The organism is Pedobacter sp. HDW13 (assembly GCF_011303555.1).
Lineage (GTDB): Bacteria > Bacteroidota > Bacteroidia > Sphingobacteriales > Sphingobacteriaceae > Pedobacter.
In genome coordinates this window covers 3,876,244-3,896,635 of sequence record NZ_CP049868.1, presented here as the reverse complement: position 1 = coordinate 3,896,635, position 20,392 = coordinate 3,876,244, and the positions used below count along the sequence as shown (strand labels likewise).

The 20,392-nt window shown below is 39.0% G+C and carries 18 protein-coding genes; 5 read left to right on the top strand and 13 right to left on the bottom strand.

Going from position 1 to position 20,392, the window contains the following annotated elements:
* Positions 1 to 100: 100 nt before the first annotated feature.
* The 5 genes from G7074_RS16350 to G7074_RS16330 all read right to left on the bottom strand — a co-directional run bounded on the left by G7074_RS16350 (position 101) and on the right by G7074_RS16330 (position 6,393).
* A complete protein-coding gene (locus tag G7074_RS16350; RefSeq protein WP_166209952.1) occupies positions 101 to 472 on the bottom strand; it encodes a glycoside hydrolase family 95-like protein in 372 nt (123 codons plus the stop codon).
* Positions 469 to 2,442 carry a glycoside hydrolase N-terminal domain-containing protein gene (locus tag G7074_RS16345; protein WP_166209949.1) on the bottom strand — a complete coding sequence of 658 codons (1,974 nt, stop codon included), beginning with the start codon at positions 2,440 to 2,442 and terminating at the stop codon, positions 469 to 471. Before G7074_RS16345 ends, G7074_RS16350 begins: the two co-directional genes overlap by 4 nt.
* A 503-nt stretch (positions 2,443 to 2,945) precedes the next feature.
* A complete protein-coding gene (gene pgk, locus G7074_RS16340) occupies positions 2,946 to 4,139 on the bottom strand; it encodes a phosphoglycerate kinase (protein ID WP_166209946.1) in 1,194 nt (397 codons plus the stop codon).
* Between the two features lie 2 nt (positions 4,140 to 4,141).
* Positions 4,142 to 4,582: a GNAT family N-acetyltransferase gene (locus tag G7074_RS16335; protein ID WP_166209943.1), complete on the bottom strand. Its 441-nt coding sequence runs from the start codon at positions 4,580 to 4,582 to the stop codon at positions 4,142 to 4,144.
* Positions 4,583 to 4,800: 218 nt separating this feature from the next.
* Positions 4,801 to 6,393 (bottom strand): hypothetical protein, encoded by a 1,593-nt coding sequence (locus G7074_RS16330; protein WP_166209940.1) that lies wholly within the window; start codon positions 6,391 to 6,393, stop codon positions 4,801 to 4,803.
* Between the two features lie 90 nt (positions 6,394 to 6,483).
* Here G7074_RS16330 and G7074_RS16325 point away from each other — a divergent pair, with 90 nt between their 5' ends.
* Together G7074_RS16325 and G7074_RS16320 are read left to right on the top strand one after the other, a co-directional pair.
* Entirely contained in the window at positions 6,484 to 7,488 is a 1,005-nt protein-coding gene (locus tag G7074_RS16325; protein ID WP_166209937.1) for a leucine-rich repeat domain-containing protein, read from the top strand.
* Complete coding sequence (locus G7074_RS16320; protein WP_166209934.1) at positions 7,434 to 8,336, top strand: leucine-rich repeat domain-containing protein; 903 nt, start codon at positions 7,434 to 7,436, stop codon at positions 8,334 to 8,336. The genes G7074_RS16325 and G7074_RS16320 overlap by 55 nt, the downstream gene beginning before the upstream one ends.
* Before the next feature lie 56 nt (positions 8,337 to 8,392).
* On the opposite strand, the gene G7074_RS27640 is transcribed toward G7074_RS16320, so the two are convergent.
* The gene (locus G7074_RS27640; RefSeq protein ID WP_255456740.1) at positions 8,393 to 8,857 is read right to left on the bottom strand and encodes a sulfatase; all 465 of its coding nucleotides are present in this window, start codon (positions 8,855 to 8,857) and stop codon (positions 8,393 to 8,395) included.
* 26 nt (positions 8,858 to 8,883) lie between these two features.
* Positions 8,884 to 9,783 (bottom strand): sulfatase, encoded by a 900-nt coding sequence (locus G7074_RS27635; RefSeq protein WP_255456739.1) that lies wholly within the window; start codon positions 9,781 to 9,783, stop codon positions 8,884 to 8,886.
* A 195-nt stretch (positions 9,784 to 9,978) separates the two neighbouring features.
* On the opposite strand from G7074_RS27635, the gene G7074_RS16310 reads away from it, so the two are divergent.
* Positions 9,979 to 10,365, top strand: coding sequence for a hypothetical protein (locus G7074_RS16310; protein ID WP_166209931.1), 387 nt, complete (start codon positions 9,979 to 9,981; stop codon positions 10,363 to 10,365).
* Positions 10,366 to 10,472: 107 nt separating this feature from the next.
* Here the strand turns inward: G7074_RS16310 and gap are convergent, their stop codons facing one another.
* The 6 genes from gap to G7074_RS16280 all read right to left on the bottom strand — a co-directional run bounded on the left by gap (position 10,473) and on the right by G7074_RS16280 (position 15,893).
* A complete protein-coding gene (gene gap / locus G7074_RS16305; RefSeq protein ID WP_166209928.1) occupies positions 10,473 to 11,468 on the bottom strand; it encodes a type I glyceraldehyde-3-phosphate dehydrogenase in 996 nt (331 codons plus the stop codon).
* Between the two features lie 114 nt (positions 11,469 to 11,582).
* Positions 11,583 to 12,662 carry an undecaprenyl/decaprenyl-phosphate alpha-N-acetylglucosaminyl 1-phosphate transferase gene (locus tag G7074_RS16300; RefSeq protein WP_240916329.1) on the bottom strand — a complete coding sequence of 360 codons (1,080 nt, stop codon included), beginning with the start codon at positions 12,660 to 12,662 and terminating at the stop codon, positions 11,583 to 11,585.
* Between the two features lie 156 nt (positions 12,663 to 12,818).
* Positions 12,819 to 13,559 carry a glycosyltransferase family 2 protein gene (locus tag G7074_RS16295; protein ID WP_166209925.1) on the bottom strand — a complete coding sequence of 247 codons (741 nt, stop codon included), beginning with the start codon at positions 13,557 to 13,559 and terminating at the stop codon, positions 12,819 to 12,821.
* Positions 13,560 to 13,667: 108 nt separating this feature from the next.
* Positions 13,668 to 14,096 (bottom strand): hypothetical protein, encoded by a 429-nt coding sequence (locus G7074_RS16290; protein WP_166209922.1) that lies wholly within the window; start codon positions 14,094 to 14,096, stop codon positions 13,668 to 13,670.
* 122 nt (positions 14,097 to 14,218) lie between these two features.
* A complete protein-coding gene (locus G7074_RS16285) occupies positions 14,219 to 14,650 on the bottom strand; it encodes a hypothetical protein (protein ID WP_166209919.1) in 432 nt (143 codons plus the stop codon).
* Positions 14,651 to 15,578: 928 nt separating this feature from the next.
* On the bottom strand, positions 15,579 to 15,893 hold the full coding sequence (locus tag G7074_RS16280; RefSeq protein WP_124560881.1) for a hypothetical protein: 315 nt from the start codon (positions 15,891 to 15,893) through the stop codon (positions 15,579 to 15,581).
* A gap of 1,221 nt (positions 15,894 to 17,114) precedes the next feature.
* Between G7074_RS16280 and G7074_RS16275 the strand changes: the two genes are divergently transcribed.
* Positions 17,115 to 17,936, top strand: a complete 822-nt coding sequence (locus tag G7074_RS16275; protein ID WP_166209916.1) for a polysaccharide biosynthesis/export family protein — start codon at positions 17,115 to 17,117, stop codon at positions 17,934 to 17,936.
* Positions 17,936 to 20,338 carry a tyrosine-protein kinase family protein gene (locus tag G7074_RS16270; RefSeq protein ID WP_166209913.1) on the top strand — a complete coding sequence of 801 codons (2,403 nt, stop codon included), beginning with the start codon at positions 17,936 to 17,938 and terminating at the stop codon, positions 20,336 to 20,338. Before G7074_RS16275 ends, G7074_RS16270 begins: the two co-directional genes overlap by 1 nt.
* Positions 20,339 to 20,392 lie beyond the last annotated feature (54 nt).

Here is a 20,392-nt window from a genome sequence, read left to right as displayed (position 1 = left end):
AAACAATAGGGTAAAAAACAAGACCCTTGCAAAATGATATTCATCTGCAAGGGCCTTGTTTATAATAGAAATAATTATGCTTTATTTTTTAACCATCATATTAATTTCCCTTGTCTGGAGTTTTTATAAGATTCAAATCTTTTAATAAGGTGTACTTCCCGCCTTTAACGGTTTTCAATTCGACAGTTTTGCCTTTATAATTCACCCTTAAAGAATTACCCAGTCTCGATAAGATGGTTACATTTACCAACCCTCCATTTTTCCAGTCCATTCCCACTTCAAAACCTCCACGGGCCACAAGGCCTTTTACTTGACCATCAGGCATGGCAGTGGGCAAGGCAGGCAATAAACGGATGATACCGTTGGTACTTTGCAAAAGCATTTCCGCAATACCTGCTGTTCCTCCAAAATTTCCATCTATCTGAAAAGGTGGATGCGTATCAAACAAATTGTTGAGTGTAGATTTACTCAATAATATATTAAGGCTTTCATAGGCTTTATCACCATCAAGCAAACGGGCATAAAAATTAATGATCCACGCACGGCTCCAACCTGTTCCGCCCCCCTTTGAGACAAACGACGGGCAATGGTTTTTTTAGCCGCTTCAAAAAGTTCCGGCGTTTCGGGATTGATTTGAGTCAATGGATACAAACCCAACAGGTGAGATATATGGCGATGACCAATTTCAGTTTCTTCATAATCCTTAATCCATTCCTGAATGTTTCCACCAGAGGCAATTTTTACCGGAGGAAGCTTCTTCTGTGCTGCCCTGAGCGTTGCAATAAAATCGGCATCTACACCCAGTACAGCCGCTGCCTCCGCACAATAATCAAAAGCCGCATTCACTGTCTGAATATCAATTGTGGCAGCATAAGTAAGGGTAGATGTTTCCTTGCTATTGGGGACTTTGAACTTATTTTCAGGTGAAGTGGAAGGATTGGTTACCAGGTAACCTTCCGGTGATGGAATGAGAAAGCCCATTAGAAATTCACACACGCCTTTTAGCATCGGGTAAGCGGTAGTTCGCAGGTACTCTTTATCGCCTGTGAACAGATAATGTTCATAAACAGGAAAACTAATCCAGGCTCCATTGGTGGGTGTCATTCCCCATGTACCATCACAAACACTCGTCCGGCCAAACACATCGGTAAGGTGATGCATTGTCCATCCCTTGGTACCATAAGTTTCTTTTGCAGTGACCGATCCGGGAATAGAAACTTGCCTGATGAAATTAGCCAGTATTTCACTTGTTTCAGGAAGGTTGCAAATTTCTGCCGGCCAATAGTTCATTTGTAAATTGATATTGGTGTGAAAATCGGAATTCCAGGGTGCATCGAGGTCTTTGTTCCAGATACCTTGTAAATTGGCTGGCAATACACCTGGTTTTCGTGAGGACCCCATCAATAAATAGCGCCCATATTGAAAATACAAAGCGATCAATCCATTATCGGTCTTTCCCTCTTTCATCCGCTTTAAACGTAGGTCCGTTGGATAGTTTGCCAACGAATCTGTACCAAAATCCAAACTCACCCGGTCGAACATTGCGCGGTGTTCGGAGATATGCCTCTTTATAAGTTCAGCGCCACTAGTCTGCTTTAACTTATTGAGAATAGTTTTGCAGGATACAATGGGACTGATGGATCGATCAAAATCCAGCTTGGCCAACGAATAATCGGTTGCCCCTGTCAACACAATTTCTATTGACTCTGCATTATGGACTACCAACTTATTCCCTTGCACCTCAAAGGTTCCCTTATTCAATTTCACTCTGGCCTCAGCAGCAAATTTCATATGCGCCCCTGCGGGTCCGTTTCCTCCGCCTTTAGCATTCGCCTCATCGATAATCTGGCCTTGCATTTCTATATGGCCATCCGGGAAGGCTTTTACGACCACATCTTTCTCCCTACTCAAAGAAATGGCCGTATTGATAAGAGCGTTTTTATTACCGGCAATTCTATAATAAATACAATTATCCGGGGCCGATACCAAAACCTGTTGAAGGATTTTATTTCCATTGATGCTATACTCGGTAGTAGACATTCCCGTTTGGATATTTAAAGAACGGGTATAGTTTTCTGGTTTGGCCTCCCATTTAAAATCCATCTCTAAATTCCCCAAAGGTTGATAGGAACGAATGCGGGCGGGTGTTCCCAGCATATACAACCCGGATAAACTATCTGCCTGCTTGAACCTATTATCGAAAATGGCTTTTTGAATTTCCGGGAGGTATTGCAGAGCTTTTGGATTATTGGCATTCACTTTTGCACCGGCCCAAACGCTCTCTTCATTCAATTGCAAAACTTCGTGCTCTGGATTCCCGAAAACCATAGCCCCCAACCTACCGTTTCCTAATGGCAGCGCTTCATACCAGTTAGCTGCTGGTTGTTTATACCATAATGTGTTTTTGCCGGATTGCGCAAAACCTTCAAATCCTATTCCCATAAGAATAGTGAAAAGGAAGACTGAGATTCGTGTCATTTTTTCTCGTTACAAAATAAAAGATAATATAATATTGCCACCAGCAATATCAGGATTGTTATTACCTACTGAATCCGGCCATTTCCCGAAACAGAAAATGACATTGATCAGTAGATAGCTACAAAATTCAAGGTACAAATTAGATACAATTTCATAAAAACAAATTATAGCCTGTTAATATTTTCTTTCAATCTCTTAAAAGGGTTCATCAAAATTAGGCTATCAGTCATATCTCCATATCGCTTTCTAAAATCAGCTCCTAATTCTTTGGAAATAAGCAGAAATGCTTCATTCCCGACAATTAACGTATATAAAGCGTAGTCTAAAATCTAAGTTTTTTAAGTGTTTCCTATTCGGCTGTGCCAATAAATTGCCAGACTTAATCATTCCTCAGCAAACAATATGTTAAAAAACAAGGCCCTTGCAAACTGATCTGCAAGGGCCTGATTTATACTGTTGTGTATGGATTATCCATTAATGGCTTTCACACCTGGCAATTCTTTCCCTTCCATATACTCTAATAAAGCACCGCCACCTGTAGAAACATAGCTAACTTCATCTTCCATACCGAATTTAGCAATTGCCGCAGCCGAATCGCCACCTCCGATTAATGAAAATGCGCCATTATCTTTAGTTGCTGCCACAACCGCATCAGCAACGGCTTTGGTACCTACCTGGAAACTTTCCATTTCGAAAACACCCATTGGGCCATTCCACAATAAAGTTTTAGAGTTTTTAATCACCTCCTGGAATAATTCAGCAGATTTTGGTCCAATATCCAATCCCATCCAATCTGCAGGAATTTCTCCCGCAGCCACATCTTGCTTAGCTGCATCGTTTGCAAATTTATCTGCGATTACGGTATCGACAGGCAAAATCAGGTTTACACCTTTAGCTTTTGCTTTTTCAATTAGCTCTAAAGAAAGCTCTTGTTTATCAGCCTCCAATAAAGAGGTACCAATTTCACCACCTTGTGCTTTAGCGAAAGTATAAGCCATACCACCACCAATAATCAGGTTATCTACTTTCTCTAACAATTTCTCGATTAAAAGAATTTTATCAGATACTTTGGCTCCGCCCATAATGGCAGTAAAAGGTCTTTCGGCGTGGTTCAGGATTTTTTCAGCATTTTCTACTTCAGAAGCCATTAAATAGCCGAAGTATTTTGCATCAGGGAAAAACTGCGCAATAATCGATGTTGAAGCGTGTGCACGGTGTGCAGTTCCAAAAGCATCATTTACATAAACATCACCAAGTTTTGATAATTTTTCGGCAAAGGCCACATCACCTTTTTCTTCTTCTTTATAGAAACGCAAGTTTTCTAACAATAAAATCTCACCTGATTTTAAAGCAGCAGCCTGAGTAGCAGCACTCTCGCCAATGCAATCATCAGCAAACTTAACCTCAACACCTGTTAAAGCAGAAAGATCAGCAAGGATATGTTTTAAAGAAAATTTATCAGTAGGCCCGTCTTTCGGACGGCCTAAATGCGACATTAAAATAACTGCACCACCATCTTTTAATATTTTGCTAATGGTTGGTAAAGCAGCCCTGATCCTTTTGTCGTCGGTAATTTTAAATTCATCATCCAAAGGCACGTTAAAATCTACCCTGATTAATGCTTTTTTATCTTTAAAGTCAAACTGGTCAATGGTGTTCATGTTTAATTATTTTGATTTAAGTTTAATTTCATTTCGTAATGGAAACCGATGCCCGGGATATCAAATTCTGGCGATTCGGTGGTGAAGCCAATTTTTTTGTAAAAGGCTGCTGCCGTAGAGCGTGCGTTACACCACAGATAACTGGTATTATATTCTCTTAAATACTCGATGGCAAAGTTAACCAGCGCAGCCCCATATCCCCTGCCTCCCTCATCGGGATGCGTAGCCATACCCCGTAACTGATATCCTTCGCCTTCTTCGGGGAAAAAATCGTTGTGCATAAAAGTGGCAACCGACTTAATTTCCCCATCTGCCCAAAAACCCAAGTGAAAGGTATCGTAGGCATCATCGCCTTCAAAAACACACTCTTTTAATGGCTTGCCATTACGTAAAACGAGGCTTCTTAAAGGCAGAACTTCTTCGGGAAGAATAAATTTGACCATATTTATTAGCAACTATTTAGCACAAACCATCCGCATATTACCATATGATGCTCCGCTCAGGTTTGCAAAGTTAACAAAGCAATTGAAACCCAATCATAATATCGCCCATAAAGTTTTAACATTTAACTTGAATTTTATCATGATTGGATTGATTTTCTGCCCCTTAAAAACAAAGTGTTTACCTGCTTCACACCGGATATAATAATGGGTTTAACCAATCAGGGTGTAAAGTAATAAAGTTGTGGAGTGTAATCTGAATTAGCATCCGTGCCTCCTCCAATGAGTCCAATGCTTCCATTTGATGCCGAAAAAGGATCAGAGACCAGTTGATATCCATTACTTACCCGCTGCCAACGATTGGCATTAGGTTCATATCTGTACATTGCATTTTCCAAATTCTTTCCATTGTACGAATTATAACCCATCGATTCTCCCATCCCAACATAGCCGTATCCCCCAATAGTAAAGTTGGCAAAAAGTACCTCTGCCTTTCCTGGGAATGGAGCCTTCTTGGCCCACTGATTGCTAGCAACATCATAACCCCAAGTGTCCTTAGATGATATATTTTGATTGCCAGATTTTGCCACACCTGCTGTGAAATATAACTTGGATCCGATGACAAAGTTTGCCTGAAGCATCCTTCCCCCTGCATCTGGAAAATCAGTGAGTTTTTGCCAAACCTTTGTAGAGGGATCATATGACCACATATCCTGATGAAAAGTATTTTTAGGCATTGAAATCGTTCCTGAATTTACTCCAAGCCCCACATAAATTTTGTTGCCAATAACTCCAAAAACCGGGGTCCTTCTTTCTTCTCCCGGAAAATCAGCCTCTTTGATCCAGCTATCTGTGGATATATTATATACATAATGAACCTTAGTGACAACCCACGATTGATAATTCCCGGCCCGTTCTCCGCAAATGAAATGAATCTGGTCACCAATGGAGATAATTGCTCCTTTTTGATAGACAAACCCTCCAGCAAGCGGCGTTAGTTTAACTCTTTGTCCAGTCTTATAATTAAATTTACTGAATTCTGTCGCTGTTCCAGAAATAATCATATTATTATATATCCAATCTCCTACCAATATTTTCTCCGCATTATATGCGAATCCATAATTCTCGAATGGTAAATCAGGCAAATCTTTCCACATACCTGATAATAAATTCAGCTTTTTAGAGTACCGTATAGAAATATTATCGACAATAAGATTAAGCGATACCTCTCCGTCTATCAGATTATTTGGCGGTTCTGCCGTAAACACAAGCCCTAAAGAAGTACTGGCTATAGATTTTATTGCCACGGGAAGCCCATTAAGGGTCAACTGTATTTTCGCATTTTCCCCTATTGCGGTAATATTGGTAGAAAAAGTAAAGTTCCGACCATAATTCAAAGTGCTATCAGGCATTTTAATCTGGGGCGAGACCTTTGAAATTTGTTGGTTTGCAGAATATTCAATCATATCCCCGATTTTCCCATATGCTCGCACATAATACACCGTTCCGGTGTCTAAGCCGTTTAACTCTTTAGTAAAATCGACAGAAGCATTTGCCTTTCCTAGAAGAATATGGGTTGCATTTTCTATGGTAGGATTAACAGATTTACCAACAAGCAATCCATATTGAATCTCACCGTTGACATTCCTTACATCAAGTGTTCCTTTTACCCTAAAAGTATTGAATTCTACTTCTGGAAGTGGAAGCATCGAAATCCGAAAAGAGTCTCCATCCTTTTCAACAATAGCCTTTTTACAAGAAAGTAAGCCAAGAAATAAAGCAAGAAGTAAAGCGAGCGGGGTAGTATTACGCATCTGAGACCAACGTTAAAAAAGTAAATATAAATTAATTGTAACTAACTGAAAAACATTTTTTATTTTTAGAACAAAAAAATGCTCTCGGCCATGCCACTTCGCAACATTTTACTAATCACTATTATATTATTTCTATTTGCTTGCAAAAAAGAGGAAGAGATTTTAATCATTCCAGCCAAACCATTTGCCACAGCTGGTACAAATCAAAATGATGTAGAAAAGTTTCAGGTTACTCTCAATGCCGATAGTTTAAAACCCGGCCAGTCTGGTAAATGGACAATAGAAAAAGGCTTGATTGAGGATCCTTTGGTCTATTTTTCAGACTACACCAATCCAAATTCCAAATTCAATGGTATGCCTGGGGAAATCTACAGCCTAAAATGGACAGTAAGTTCATCGGGAGGAAAAATAAGTGAATCCTTTGTTAGCATCAAGTTTAAGCCCCTGCTTGCAAAAATAGAAAATTTAAGCCCAGATAATCAGACAAAATTCTACCTAAAAGGAACAGAAAACCGCCGAGGACTATGGACGGTTGATGGCAAATATGCCTTCATCCATAACCAAACTTTTGGAGGTACTATTATAGACGACATAAACGCCCCATATGTTGAATTTCAGGGGTATGCCAATACTCGATATAAGCTGACATGGACAACTTGGTACGGTAGTAAATCAGCATCAGCCAGTTTAGAAATTAATACTGGCAACTACCTAGAAACAGAGGCTCTTGACGACCTACAACTTAGTGTAAATTCGAGTAGAGTTGTTATCGAGAATGGACACGTTACAAAATTATTGCTAAATGCCAGTGGAATTGCCTGGATATTTGAAGACATTATTAGCAATCCAGCTTTACAGGGCTTAACTTACCTTAAACACCTTAATATGTCAGGTAGCTCAGCACGCGCTATTGCCCCCGTTATCGGAGATAAATTCAGAAATCTAGAGTATTTAAATGTTGATGGTACGCAAATTTATTCCGTACCAGCTAACATAGGGAACCTTAAGAAGTTAAAAGAATTTGTCATTTCGCATCTCAATTGGGGGGGAATATTACCTCGCTACCTGAAAGTTTTGGTGATCTGGAGAATTTAGAATCTTTCATTGCTACTTCTTGTGGTCTGCAGTATCTTCCCGCCAGCTTTGGTAAATTAAAAAAGCTAAAGCGTCTGGAGTGCAACTTAAACCCTATGCAGGGATTACCCAGCAATATTGGCGATCTAGAGAGTCTTGAGGTTATGAGGACAAATTCGACCGAAATGTTGCCATCTTCTATTTCTAAACTCAGTAAACTAAGAAACCTTTATTTTACCACTACAGCTGCCAATCCCAGGCTACCTGCTGATTTTGGAAAGCTATCATCTTTAGATACTCTCGTCCTTGAGGGAAAATACCCAGAATTACCAACTAGTTTCACTGACCTGAATATTAAATACTTCCAAATTCTGTACACAAATATTAGCCAGTGGCCAGAAAATTTTGGCAACCTCAGGAATTTAGAAACTCTACAATTAGCCGGGCCGTACAGATTACTCCCTGAATCTATAAGCTCGCTCTCCAATCTAAAATCTTTCACTATAAATTCTAATTTAATTGAAAAACTGCCTGAACATATTGGCAATCTTAAAAAATTGACCTTCCTCAGCGCCGAATCAGGAATGCTGCGCGAACTACCAATATCGATTGGAGAAATGGAAAGCCTATTAGAGCTGAGAATTACCAGCAATTCGATCGAATCACTCCCCAGCAGTTTTTTCGAGCTCCCTAAACTTTCCTCACTTAGTATTTCAAACAACCAGTTATCAATGATTCCTGACGATTTTTCAAAACTTTCCCAAACCCTGAAAGGATTGTACATCTATGGAAATAAAATTACAGCAACAGATATTGCAAAGCTCAGAAAACTCCTCCCAACCACTGGGATTTCGTCCAATTTCTATTAAAAACCTTTTAAATCATAGTTTAGGAATCCCATTCAAGGCAATCACATTGAGGCATTTTAGTTAGGCTTTGGAAGGGAATTCCACCAGTCCAGCAATTTATCTTTTAACCGGCTGGTTACCTCAGGCTCGGCGTCGGCAAGATTAGTGGTCTCCTTTTTATCCTTAACGATATTGTACAACTGCATATCCGCATTATTACTATTCATCAGCAATTTCCATTCACCCTCCCTGATTGCCAGGTTTGGGCTTTTATCAACCGGACGGGTATATTTATAGGCAATATCATTCCGACCGTATTCCCAAAACATCTCTTTATTTCTTAATGAAGGTTGCCCCATGAAAACATGGCTCCGATCGATACCATCTCCTTTATAACTTAGAGGCAAGCTAATACCAGCCATTTTGGCCAGTGAGGGTAAAAGATCTGTAGCGGTAACTAAAGAAAGGTCGTCTGTTTTACCTTTATTAATGTGCCCGGGCCAGCTGATGAGGAAAGGCATTCTGATACCTCCTTCATACAATGAGAGTTTAGATCCTCTTAGGCCTTCTACCCGGCTCCCCTGAAACTGGGCAAGGGACCATTATCACTGGTGAAAATTATAATGGTATTTTGATCTGCACCGAGCGCTTTCAAACCATCCAGAAGCCGGCCGATTTGTTTATCGTATTCTTTTAACACCAGCTTAAAAGCGGCTTCTTCTTCCGGGTTCATTGGATATTGGCCGGTATATTCGGTTTCTTTTCTGGGCACCCAGGGTGTATGCACATCGTCGGGCCAAAGGTTTACAAAACAAGGCTGGTTTGGATGTGCTTTAAAAAAAGCAAGGGTTTTATCTACAAAATATTTAGTCCGGTCGTAACGTTTAATGCTATCCTTATCAGACCAGATCCAATTGGTTGCTGTAATTGCCGGGTCGGGATCGGGGCTTTCGTAGGTGCTGGCATGTGCATCGTAGCCATACTGTTCAAAACCTGGTGCGTTTTTAACATCACGACCACCACCCAAGTGCCATTTGCCAAAATGCCCGGTCGCATAACCTGCCTCTTTAAAAATCCTTGCTATGCTGGGCGCTTTTGGATCAAGAAAATCGGCTTGTTCTGCAGCCTTATTGTGCTTTTTATTATCAAGATAAGTACAAAAATTCCACCTGCCCGGATACATGCCAGTGAGGATTCCTGCGCGTGATGGCGAACATATTGGCGCTGCACTGTAATATTGGCTAAGCTTTAAACCGTTGGTAGCGATACGGTCTATATTGGGTGTTGGTACAAATTTACCCCCAAAGGCCCCTACATCGCTAAAGCCCATATCGTCGGTTAAGATTACGATGATGTTCGGCCGTTCTTTCTCTTTTTTTCGTTGTGCATTGACATTAAAAGCCGTGACCAGAAATACAAGTGTTAAAATTGCAACATCGGTAAAGCGTCTGTTTAGGGTTGGCATCATTGGTCAAAAGAATTATCTGCAGCAAAATTTAATAGTAGGAACTAAACTACCAAATTATAGATTTAACATTTACAGCAATGTAATTAATTGGATATATTGAAATTACGACCTATTTGATGATAATACGCATAAATCAAAACAGATTACAAGGCCTGTTGTTGAGTATATATTATCCGTTAACTAATTTATGGCGTTGTGAAAGAGAAACACATCAAAAAAGCAGCAAAAATACTATTGGGTTCAGGTTTAATTACGGCTGGAATTGGCCATTTAACCTTTGCACGGAAGCCTTTCCAGGCGCAAGTGCCCGATTGGGTACCATTAAAAAAAGATGATACCGTGGTTTACTCTGGTTTGGTAGAAATTGGCCTGGGTGCAGCATTGGTGCTGGCCCCAAAAAGATACCAAAGCGCTATAGGCAAAATTGCAGCCGGACTGTTTATAGCCGTATTTCCGGGAAATATTTCCCAGTTTACAAAGCAGCGAAGTGCCTTTGGGCTCAATACGGATTCAAAAAGATTCGTACGTCTGTTTTTCCAGCCTGTATTGGTATACTGGGCATTAAAATCGACAGCCAAATAAACTTAGTTATGGAACTGTACTCTAACTACTCTCTATCCATGCTTTAGCTATGCTTTATCAACGGTTCAGCAATACCCGAAGGTAACAATAGCAAAAAGTGCATTAAATCAGGCTTTCGGCAATAAATCTATTTTCTTTACCACATCAATTAAGCGGCTACTGTAGCCATATTCGTTATCGTACCAGCCCACCACTTTAACCATGTCACCAACGATAGAGGTAAGCAGCGAATCAAATACGCAGGAATGGGGATTGTCGATAATATCAATCGAAACAATCGGATCTTCGGTATATTGGACTAAACCCTTAAGCTCGTTATCGGCAGCATTTTTAAATGCTGTATTAATTTCCGTAATGCTAGTTTTCTTCTTTAAAAGACAGGTAAAATCGGTAAGCGACCCGTTTAAAACCGGAACCCTGATTCCTGCACCTCCCAAACGGCCATCCAGTTCGGGAAAAATATGGGTAATGGCTTTAGCTGCACCTGTAGTAGTAGGGATGATAGAAGATGAGGCGGCTCTCGCCCTTCTTAAATCCTTGTGGTTGGCGTCGTGCAGGTTTTGGTCTCCGGTCATAGAGTGGATTGTAGTAATGTAACCCTCTTCTACTCCCCAGTTATCGTTCAGGATTTTGATCATGGGCGCAATGTTATTGGTCGTACAACTTGCGTTAGAAAGTATTTTGCTACTCAAATCAATCTGATCATCATTAACACCTAACACCACCATTGGGATATCGTCAGCTGCCGGAGCAGAGATTAATACTTGTTTAGCACCTGAAGCAATGTGTTTTTGGGCGAGTGGACGGGTTAAATTCCTACCGGTACAATCGACAACCAAATCGACCCTTAATGCCGACCATGGCAACTCATCGGCATCCTTCATTGCAAAAACAGGAATAGAAAGCGTGTCGATTACCAGGGCATCGGGTTTAGCTGAAACCTTACCTGCAAAAACGCCATGAACGGTATCATATTTAAACAGGTGCGCCATTGTTTTGGCATCTGCCAGATCGTTAATTGCTACTACCTCAAAGCCTTCGGCTAATGCCAAACGTAAAAATGTTCTTCCTATTCTACCAAAACCATTTATTGCCAGCCTCATGTTATTAAAAAATTAGAGTGCAAAATTAGTATTAATTTATGAATTGAATAGCGTGATATGATAAGATGGAAATGGAATGATGAAAGGGCGTTTTAGACGATAGCTACGGAACTATTAGCCTTTTGACTTTCTATGTAAACTAAGCGAAAGTACTCCGTTAAAGATCGCGCAGATGCCTATAATAAGAAAAATTAACACGAAATTACCCAATCGCTGCAGCGAGATGGTAGCCACCAGAATAACCACATTGAGCGCTAATGAAGCAAGCACTATCCAGTTTGGTTTTAAGCCAAGCCTTTCTAAACGGTGGTGAATGTGGTTGCGATCTCCTTTAAAGGGCGAAGTTCCCTTTAAAATACGAATACAAAATACCCTTAACGAATCGAATATAGGCACAATTAATATGGCTACCGCAATGGCTGGCGCAGAATAAAAGGCCGGATGGTTTTTACCAGTGAACTTATTAAGCTCAATGAATTTGATTGCCAGCGCTGCAGAAATTAGTCCGATAATCAGAGCGCCGGTATCGCCCATAAAAATTTTGGCAGGAAACCAGTTATATTTTAGAAAACCTCCAATAGCTCCTGCCAGCGCAAAGGCTATAAAGGCATAAGGAATTTGCCCCATGCTGGCGAACAAAATACCAAAAACCAAACTGGCTAATATCCCTATGCCACCGGCCAACCCGTCAATACCATCTATTAAATTAAAAGCATTATTTAAAAAAATAATCAGGGCAATAGAGAACAGGCTTCCCCATAGGGGTGGCATATCGCCAATATTAAGCACACCATACAAACTTGTTAACCTGAATGCACCAAAAAACACCAGAATAAAAGCTACTACAATCTGTAAAATAAACTTGGTACTGGTATTGGTACCGTACACATCATCTTTTAAACCCAACGCCGCAAGAATAATACAGGATGCAATTACAAAATTGGCTTCCTTAAAATTAATAATGGATGAAAAAAGCAAAATGCTAACGGTGAAACTACCTACTATGGCAAGGCCACCCAGGCGAGAAATATTTCGTTTGTGGTTTTTGCGGTATAGGTCATTCTTATCGAATAAGCCATATTTTAACGAGGTGTATATTACACTGGGTACACTTAAAATTACAGCAGAAAAGGCCAGAGTAAATATGGCGCCATAAAAATAGGTTGGGTTCGAATGCAGTATATCGTTAAACAAAGCGGGATGGATTGTTAACAAATATATAAAAATTGTAGGATTAATCACACTAATTGATTCAATATTAATATGACATTAATCAACCCTTTTCAATGAAAACGTATATGAATCGTCTATTTCTACTTAATTTAATCTCTTAAAGCGGTATTTTATTTTTTAAAACTGTTTTAGCTTACTTAACTTTTTCTTTAACAATACCCAAAACGGATATGGTAATTTATTTCTTCTGAGCGATTTATAATCGTTGACCATGGCCAACCAGCGGCTATATACTGACTTGTTACTCACCCCACCAACTCGCATATTAACCATTAACATAGGCAAATATGCAGTCTTAATTTGGTGCGTATAAAGCAACCTCAACATTAAATCGTAATCTGCAGTAGTGCCCAGATCTAAAGCATAGCCCCCATGTTTTTCGAATAATGCTTTCTTTATGTAAAGTGTTGGGTGGGCAGGCATCCATCCCTGTCCTAAATCTTTAAAAGTTGTATTTCGTGATTTCCATTTTCTCACAATTTTGCCGCTAGCCGGGTGTATATAATTTAAATCGCCATACAGGCCATCTATTTCAGGCTGGCTTTGAAAGGTTTTGGCCACAGCAGTTAATACATCAGGGCTAGAAAACATATCATCAGCGTTTAAAATACCAATAATATCCCCGGTAGATTTTGCTATCCCCTTGTTAATGGCATCGTATAGTCCATGATCTTTTTCTGAAACGAAATAATTGATATGCGCCTGATTTCTGGCTATTATGCCATGGGTTTTATCTTTCGATCCACCATCAATTACTAAATATTCTACATTGGGATAAGTTTGAGCCTGAACGGAATTAAAACATTCTTGTAAAAATGTTTCGCCATTGTAAACTACCGTAATGAGGGATATTTTCATGATTTACCAGTAAGTTTTCGGCCTATTTTAATCATAAGCTGAAGCCTGGGTAAAGATAAAAATTAAGCTGTTATACGCAGCATTGATTTATGCTTGCAAGCATATGGTTTAAGGCTTTGTCCTTTTTCGGATGATGAATATGCCGAAGAGCCCAGCGGCAGCACCGAAAAGCCAGGAATGATCGTCGAGGTTGCATTCTACAACATTAAAACCAACACCTTGATATCCTTGTTTAATAGTTCCAGAGCATCCCGATATTAACTGAATTCCAAGCACATTAACCTCATCATAAGTGCCATCACAAATAGCACAGCTAGTGCCTGTAGTAGCGGGAGTCCAGCCACATTCAGAAAAGACTCCAGATGTATTATAGTATAAGTTTGACGACCCAAAAAGCAACTCCACGACCACATTCAACAGGCCTTTAGTGACTTTTGTTGGATAAACAGTATTTTCAATTAGACAACCATCAGCAGAAAACACCATTTTCGGAGTACAGATGCATATGATGATTATAAATATTGTTAAAAACTTCATGCCCGGTTGTGTGAGAGTACACTACAAACCTAGCCATCGAAGCAGTAAAATTCATCGTTCGTTTTGTTCATTAAAAGCCACTATATGACACGAACAACCCCACAACTAGAAGGAATAAATATTTAACATAAAATTATGCTAAACTTCGAAATATAATAACCACCTATAATACCTGCAAAAACTAAAAGCACATGAATATATCTATCAATTGGTACAGAAACACAGGTGTTGTCGGCATTATTATAATAAACCAATTTCCCTTCATCAGTGAGATTAATATCTGATACACACTTTGAATCGGGGTTTGTAGCTGTGCCTGGTACAATGGGATAGCCATCAGCAGTGTTTCTATCTATACCGCATACGGGATCTTCTGCATAATTTCTTTTCGCGATCCTATCTGTAGAATTGTACTTAATTATTGTAGAACCACCATCATTATAGGTACCATTTGCAGTGATATAAATATAATCACCGGTACGGCAACCTGTTTGGGCTTTACAAGAACAAATTATAAAACAGGCTACGAAAATAGCCAGGAGATACTTTACCATTAAATGCTTGGTTTAATGGAGCCATATACGGAAAAAAGTAGAGGCTAGTTTTGGAAAAATTAGCTAAAACGGAAATAATTTAACCGTATCACTCCGAATCCAAATATGGTAGCTACTGTTAATAAGTAAATAATTGAATCATCAAGAGGTACATTACATTGGTTATAATTACTATAATCTATAGTCCCCAAATTACCCTGATATATGCTACCGTTTATATTAATAAAGCAACTCCCACCACCCTGAGACCACACAATAACTCCACCAGGATTATTTGGATTAATTTCACCACAATTAGGAGAATTGTTATAAGTACCGGTAATTACCCCCGAAGCGTTATCATAATAGTGATATTGGGTTGAGCCCCAATTTGAGTAAGTATCATCTTTCCAATAATGCGTGTAGAAATTATTATTCCCATATTCCCAACATGCATAATTGGGTCCGGGATCTCCAGCAAATGAATTGAGGGAACAGACAAAAAAAACAAATGCAAAAACAACCTTTTTCAACAAATGACAAACTATAACATTAAATAAATAAGCCTAGTTGAAAAAATGAAGTTTAACAAAAAATCAAAAAAGCAGTCTAATTACAACTACAAAATTAAATATTTTGAACAACGAACAAAATGAACAAAGTGTAAATCCAGATTAATATGACAATAGAGATTTTATAGAAAACGAATAAAACTATGCCTATACCATTTAAGTGCACAAATAGCTAACTGAAGCCTAGGTTAGGCTCAACGCAAACGTTTGATTAAAGTCAATAACAAAATAATTTTGAATTATCCTTTAGTATCCCATTAGCTCAGAAAATGCTTTCAAAATGGATATTGGAGAATATCATATTAAAGACGAATTGCTGATTAAACAGTCAGTCTTAAATAAACTTCATGATATAGTGCGCTCTGGCTTATTTCAAGTTATAACTTGACTAGCCATTGTTTTGTTATGAGATAATATCCTAAAAGTGCTGCACAGAATAATATCAAAATAGTATAATCATCCAGTGGCACACCACATGGAGCAGCAAAAGTATCAGAAATGGCATAGATTTCTCCTGTTCTGGTTGATCCATTTAGTGTGCAGGTACCTAAGGAAGGTCCCGAAGTGGCGATATAAGTATGTGGCCCACATACACCTTCCCACCAAACAAAGTTATTTCCGTTTCCCGTATAAAACTGCGTTGTAGTTTCGTGGTTATTAAATACCTTACTATAGGTATCGAAATTAAGCACTAAGCAACCCGTTTGTGCTAAACATGCATTAGAAATAGAAATTAAAAAAGAAAGCGAGATTAGAACCTTAAACACCTTTGCCACCATACAGCACAAAGATCATTATAATAAATTAAAGAATACTTAAATGCAAACAAAACACTACAAAAATGATATTTTACAAACTAAATATAAGTAGTACCAAGCACAAACAACTAATTAAAAAATACTTAAAATCAACACTATATATCCTATATACAGAGAAGCTATTTAAATCCAATAAATTGTAACAATTAATTCTGGATGCCAATTATATTATCGCAACATCTACTCTATTCCTTATCCAAAAAACAGATAAGAAAGAAAAGCAAATAAGCAATAAAGGAACATAGCCGTCTATTGGGCAATCTGTAGGGCTTGTTGAAAAAGTAACAAGTGTTCCATAGCCATCGCCTGAGCCACCCGTAACCTTTAATAAAACATGATCCTAGGCCACTAATCTGAATAAAAATAGTAATTAGGTTAATTAAGTAAAGAAGTTGTTTTTCTATCTCTGGCAATTCTATAACTCCAAAAGCATGCTGGGAATATCATTATCCAAATCAAATCATCCAGGGGACAAAAATCGACCTGATAAGTAACTTCGACTCCTGCCTGAAAAAAGCCAACGTTGCAAGTAGTTCCAGAGATGGTAGAAATATTTGCATATTGGGTTGTTTGAAGTGAACCAAGGGGACAATTATCCTGCAACGGAACCGACCAATATATATTAAAATCGAAAATATTATTGAAATATGGTGACCTGGTATACACATTCCCGTTGTAAGCACAACCCGTATCGGCTAAAGCCTGAAAGATTCCAAATGTTAAAAAACATAATAATAAGGTTGAGCGCTTTATCATGGCTATAAGATATGAGCAAACCTAACTCAAAAACGTAGCTATAAACATACAACAACACGCTTTCAGGTTGATTATTATCAATGTAAAAAAGAGGATTTGACTATGTCAACTCTATTTTTACCTGGTATTTTGAAACTATTATTCCAGTAAAACACCTGTTAATGAGACAGGTTAATTACACACAGCGATATTGACATTAAAAAGAGCAAAAGCTTTTTAGTTAAACGCTGAACAGATTTAGCGGCACATGCTTTCCTATTTAATTTTTTTTTAAGCATCTTTAACCCATATTTTAAGTGTATTGCTTATGGCAATCACTACTCATCCCGTTTCAAGATTATGATTCTGACAAAAGCAATTTTAAAATTCCTTTGTATTTTATCTGTTTGTGCCATTTTTGCCAGTTGTGCAGCCAGAAAGGAGCGTAGTCTATTTAATGCCCCAAGTGATATTGTTACCGATACCATTAAACAGGTATATGTGGTAAATGATCAGGGTATTAGCGATGCCTATTATAAAATAAAGGTTAACGATCAATTGGCTGTTAGAAATGTACAGAATAAGGAGTTTGGTGCTTCTTCGTCGCAGGCTGGTAGTACCACCAGCAATAATCAGAATATAGCATCCGGGAATATAAATAATGTACTTTCCTATCCTGTGGATATTGATGGTAAAGTTAATCTTCCAGCTATCGGTAAAGTAGAAGTGTTGGGGTTGAGCCGCAGAGAGGCAGCCATTAAAATACAGGATTTATACGCCAAACAACTGTTACGCGATCCGATTATTGAGTTAAGCGTAATCAACCTTAAAGTAACTTTATTGGGTGAATTTGGCCGGCAAGGTAATTTTTTACTGGAAAGGGAAAACACGACCTTAATTGATATTATTGGCGAAGCTGGGGGTATTAATAAAACCGCTGATCCTAAAACCCTTAAAATTATTCGTGGTGACAGGAGTCACCCGGAAATTATCTATGTGAACCTGAACGACATTAATAGTCTGGCCAGCAAAAAACTGATCCTTCAAAACAATGATATTATTGTGCTACAGCAAACCAAGAGCTCAGCGCTTAGCGAAAAACTCACCAGCATTAACAATGTTGTACAGCCCTTGCTTGTAGTGGTGAATCTGGCTGTGTTAATCTTTACCCTTGCGCGCTAATGGATAATTCAACACCAATCGAAAATAGAAAATTAGCCAGTCAGACGATTAACTACTGGAAAATTATCTTGATTTTTTTAAGCAGGTGGTACTGGGTTGCCGGAACGGTGCTGATTAGCTTTGTATTGGCCTGGCTTTACGTAAGGAGCATTACACCTATTTACATTACTTCGGCATCGTTAAAGCTGGATGGCGACCAGCAGCAACAGATGTCACTTCCGGGCTCTCCGGTAAATTACCGACCTTTTAACCAGAACCAGATCCAAACGGAAGGTATTATCATGCGTTCGGAAGATGTTATTTTAAACGCCCTGAAAAACCTCGATTATAAAATCAGTTATTATTTAGAAGGCAGGGTACGTGTAACCGAACTTTATCCGAAACAACCCTTTCAGGTTGATATTTTGACGCAGGATTCGGTTAATTTCAGTAGGGCAACTTATGCGGTAAAACCAATAGATAGCAGAAGCTTTGAACTCTCGAGCAGCGACGACAACCACAAAAGCAGCAAAAAGTACCAGTATGGCCAGGCTATAAATGCCGGCAACATGGTATTTACGGTTAAAACAGAAATCCCGGCAACGGGCAATTACAGTTTTAAATTTAACGGCATCCGCGATCTATATGGCAGAGCAGCCGGAGGATTAAACGTTTTCGAACAGGAAAAAAACACCAATATTATGGGGGTTACGCATACCGATAGTAATCCCGTTTTTTCGGCCAATGTGCTGAATGAAATCATAAAAGAATATGTAAAGAACGATGCCACACTAAAGAAGAGATCGGCCAAACAAACCATCGATTATTTAGATAGCCAGATTGCCTTTTTGGATGAGCAGGTTAATAAATCGGGCAATAAGCTTTCGAGTTTTCAAAGTAACAATAAGCTTATTGATCCTAATACCGACAAGCAACTCAGTAATTCGAAACTTTCTAACCTGCAAAACCAGATTGCAGAATTACAATTACAGGAACTGGGCATACAGCAGTTAGAAAGTCAGGTTAAAAACAATAAAGACCGTATACAGCTTAACCTGAACCTGGAGGGCATCAACAACACCCTTTTAACCGGCTTAATTAGCCAGCTTAACGGTTTGATTATAAACAGGGAGAATAAACTACAGAATTTTAATGCTGATGCGCAACCCATCCAGGACATTAATCGTCAAATTAACGAAGTTAAGCAAGCCATTGTAACCAATATCAGGCTATTACACGAACGGAACCAAAAAACCATTAGCTATATTAACGGGCAAATTGGCCAGGCCAACCAGGCTTTGGGTAGCATACCTGCTAAACAAAACGATTTTGCCAAGTTGCAAAGCAATTTTGATATTAACCAGCGTATGTTTTCGATGTTATTTGAGCGCAAGCTTTCTGCCCAGATCAGTTCAGCAGCGGTAATTTCGGGGGCAACGATTATTAGTGCGGCGCAACCTTCATTTTTCCCTATCTCTCCTGTTCCGAAGAAAATTTACTCTTCATACCTATTTATGGGGCTATTTTCGGGCCTAGGTTTAATTTTGTTGGTTAGGATACTTAATCCTTACCTATACGATATCGAGACGATTGAAGGCCTGACTGCCACTCCCATTATTGGGGTAATTTTAAAATACCCTAAAAAAGTTGAGCTTGGGCAGAGTGTACTCTCCATCGAAAGGCCAAAATCTATATTTGCCGAATCGGTCAGATCGGTTAGGACCAACCTGAGCTTTATGGCTAGTGATCAGGATACGAAAGTAATCTGCATCACTTCAGAAGTTTCGGGAGAAGGAAAGTCGTTTGTAAGCTTAAACCTAGCCGGAACCTTATCTATCATCGACAAAAAGGTGATTTTAATTGCAGCAGATTTACGTAAATCGAAGTTGCACCACGCCTTTGGTTCTAACAATAAAATTGGGTTGAGTAGTTATTTGTCTAATCAGGCTGGTTTAAGCGATGTTATATTTACAGACGAAAGGCATAGCATTGATTACATTACATCTGGTCCTGTGCCCCCCAACCCTTCAGAACTTTTGCATCATAAAGCGATGGCCACGCTGATCGAAAAATTGAGGGAAACCTACGAATACATTATTATTGATACAGCGCCAGTCGGATTGGTTTCGGATTCAGTTCCACTGATTAGAAAGGCAGATATTAACCTGTTTATCATCCGCTCTGGCGTATCGAAATTCAGGGCGGCAACCATCCCTGATCGTTTATCAAAGGAATATGGATTGAATAACATTGCCATTATTTTAAACTCTTTTGATGATGAAAAATTACACGCCAACATTTATACTACCAATTACGCCCACAGCAATACCGGCACTTATTATTACTCTAATTACACGGGTTATGGCAAGAGTGGATATTATGATGATGAACGCAGCTGGTGGGAGTTTTGGAAGAAGAAGTAAGGATGGAAAATGGATGATGGGGCTTAATTGCAGTTTCGGCAATAATGGATAAAG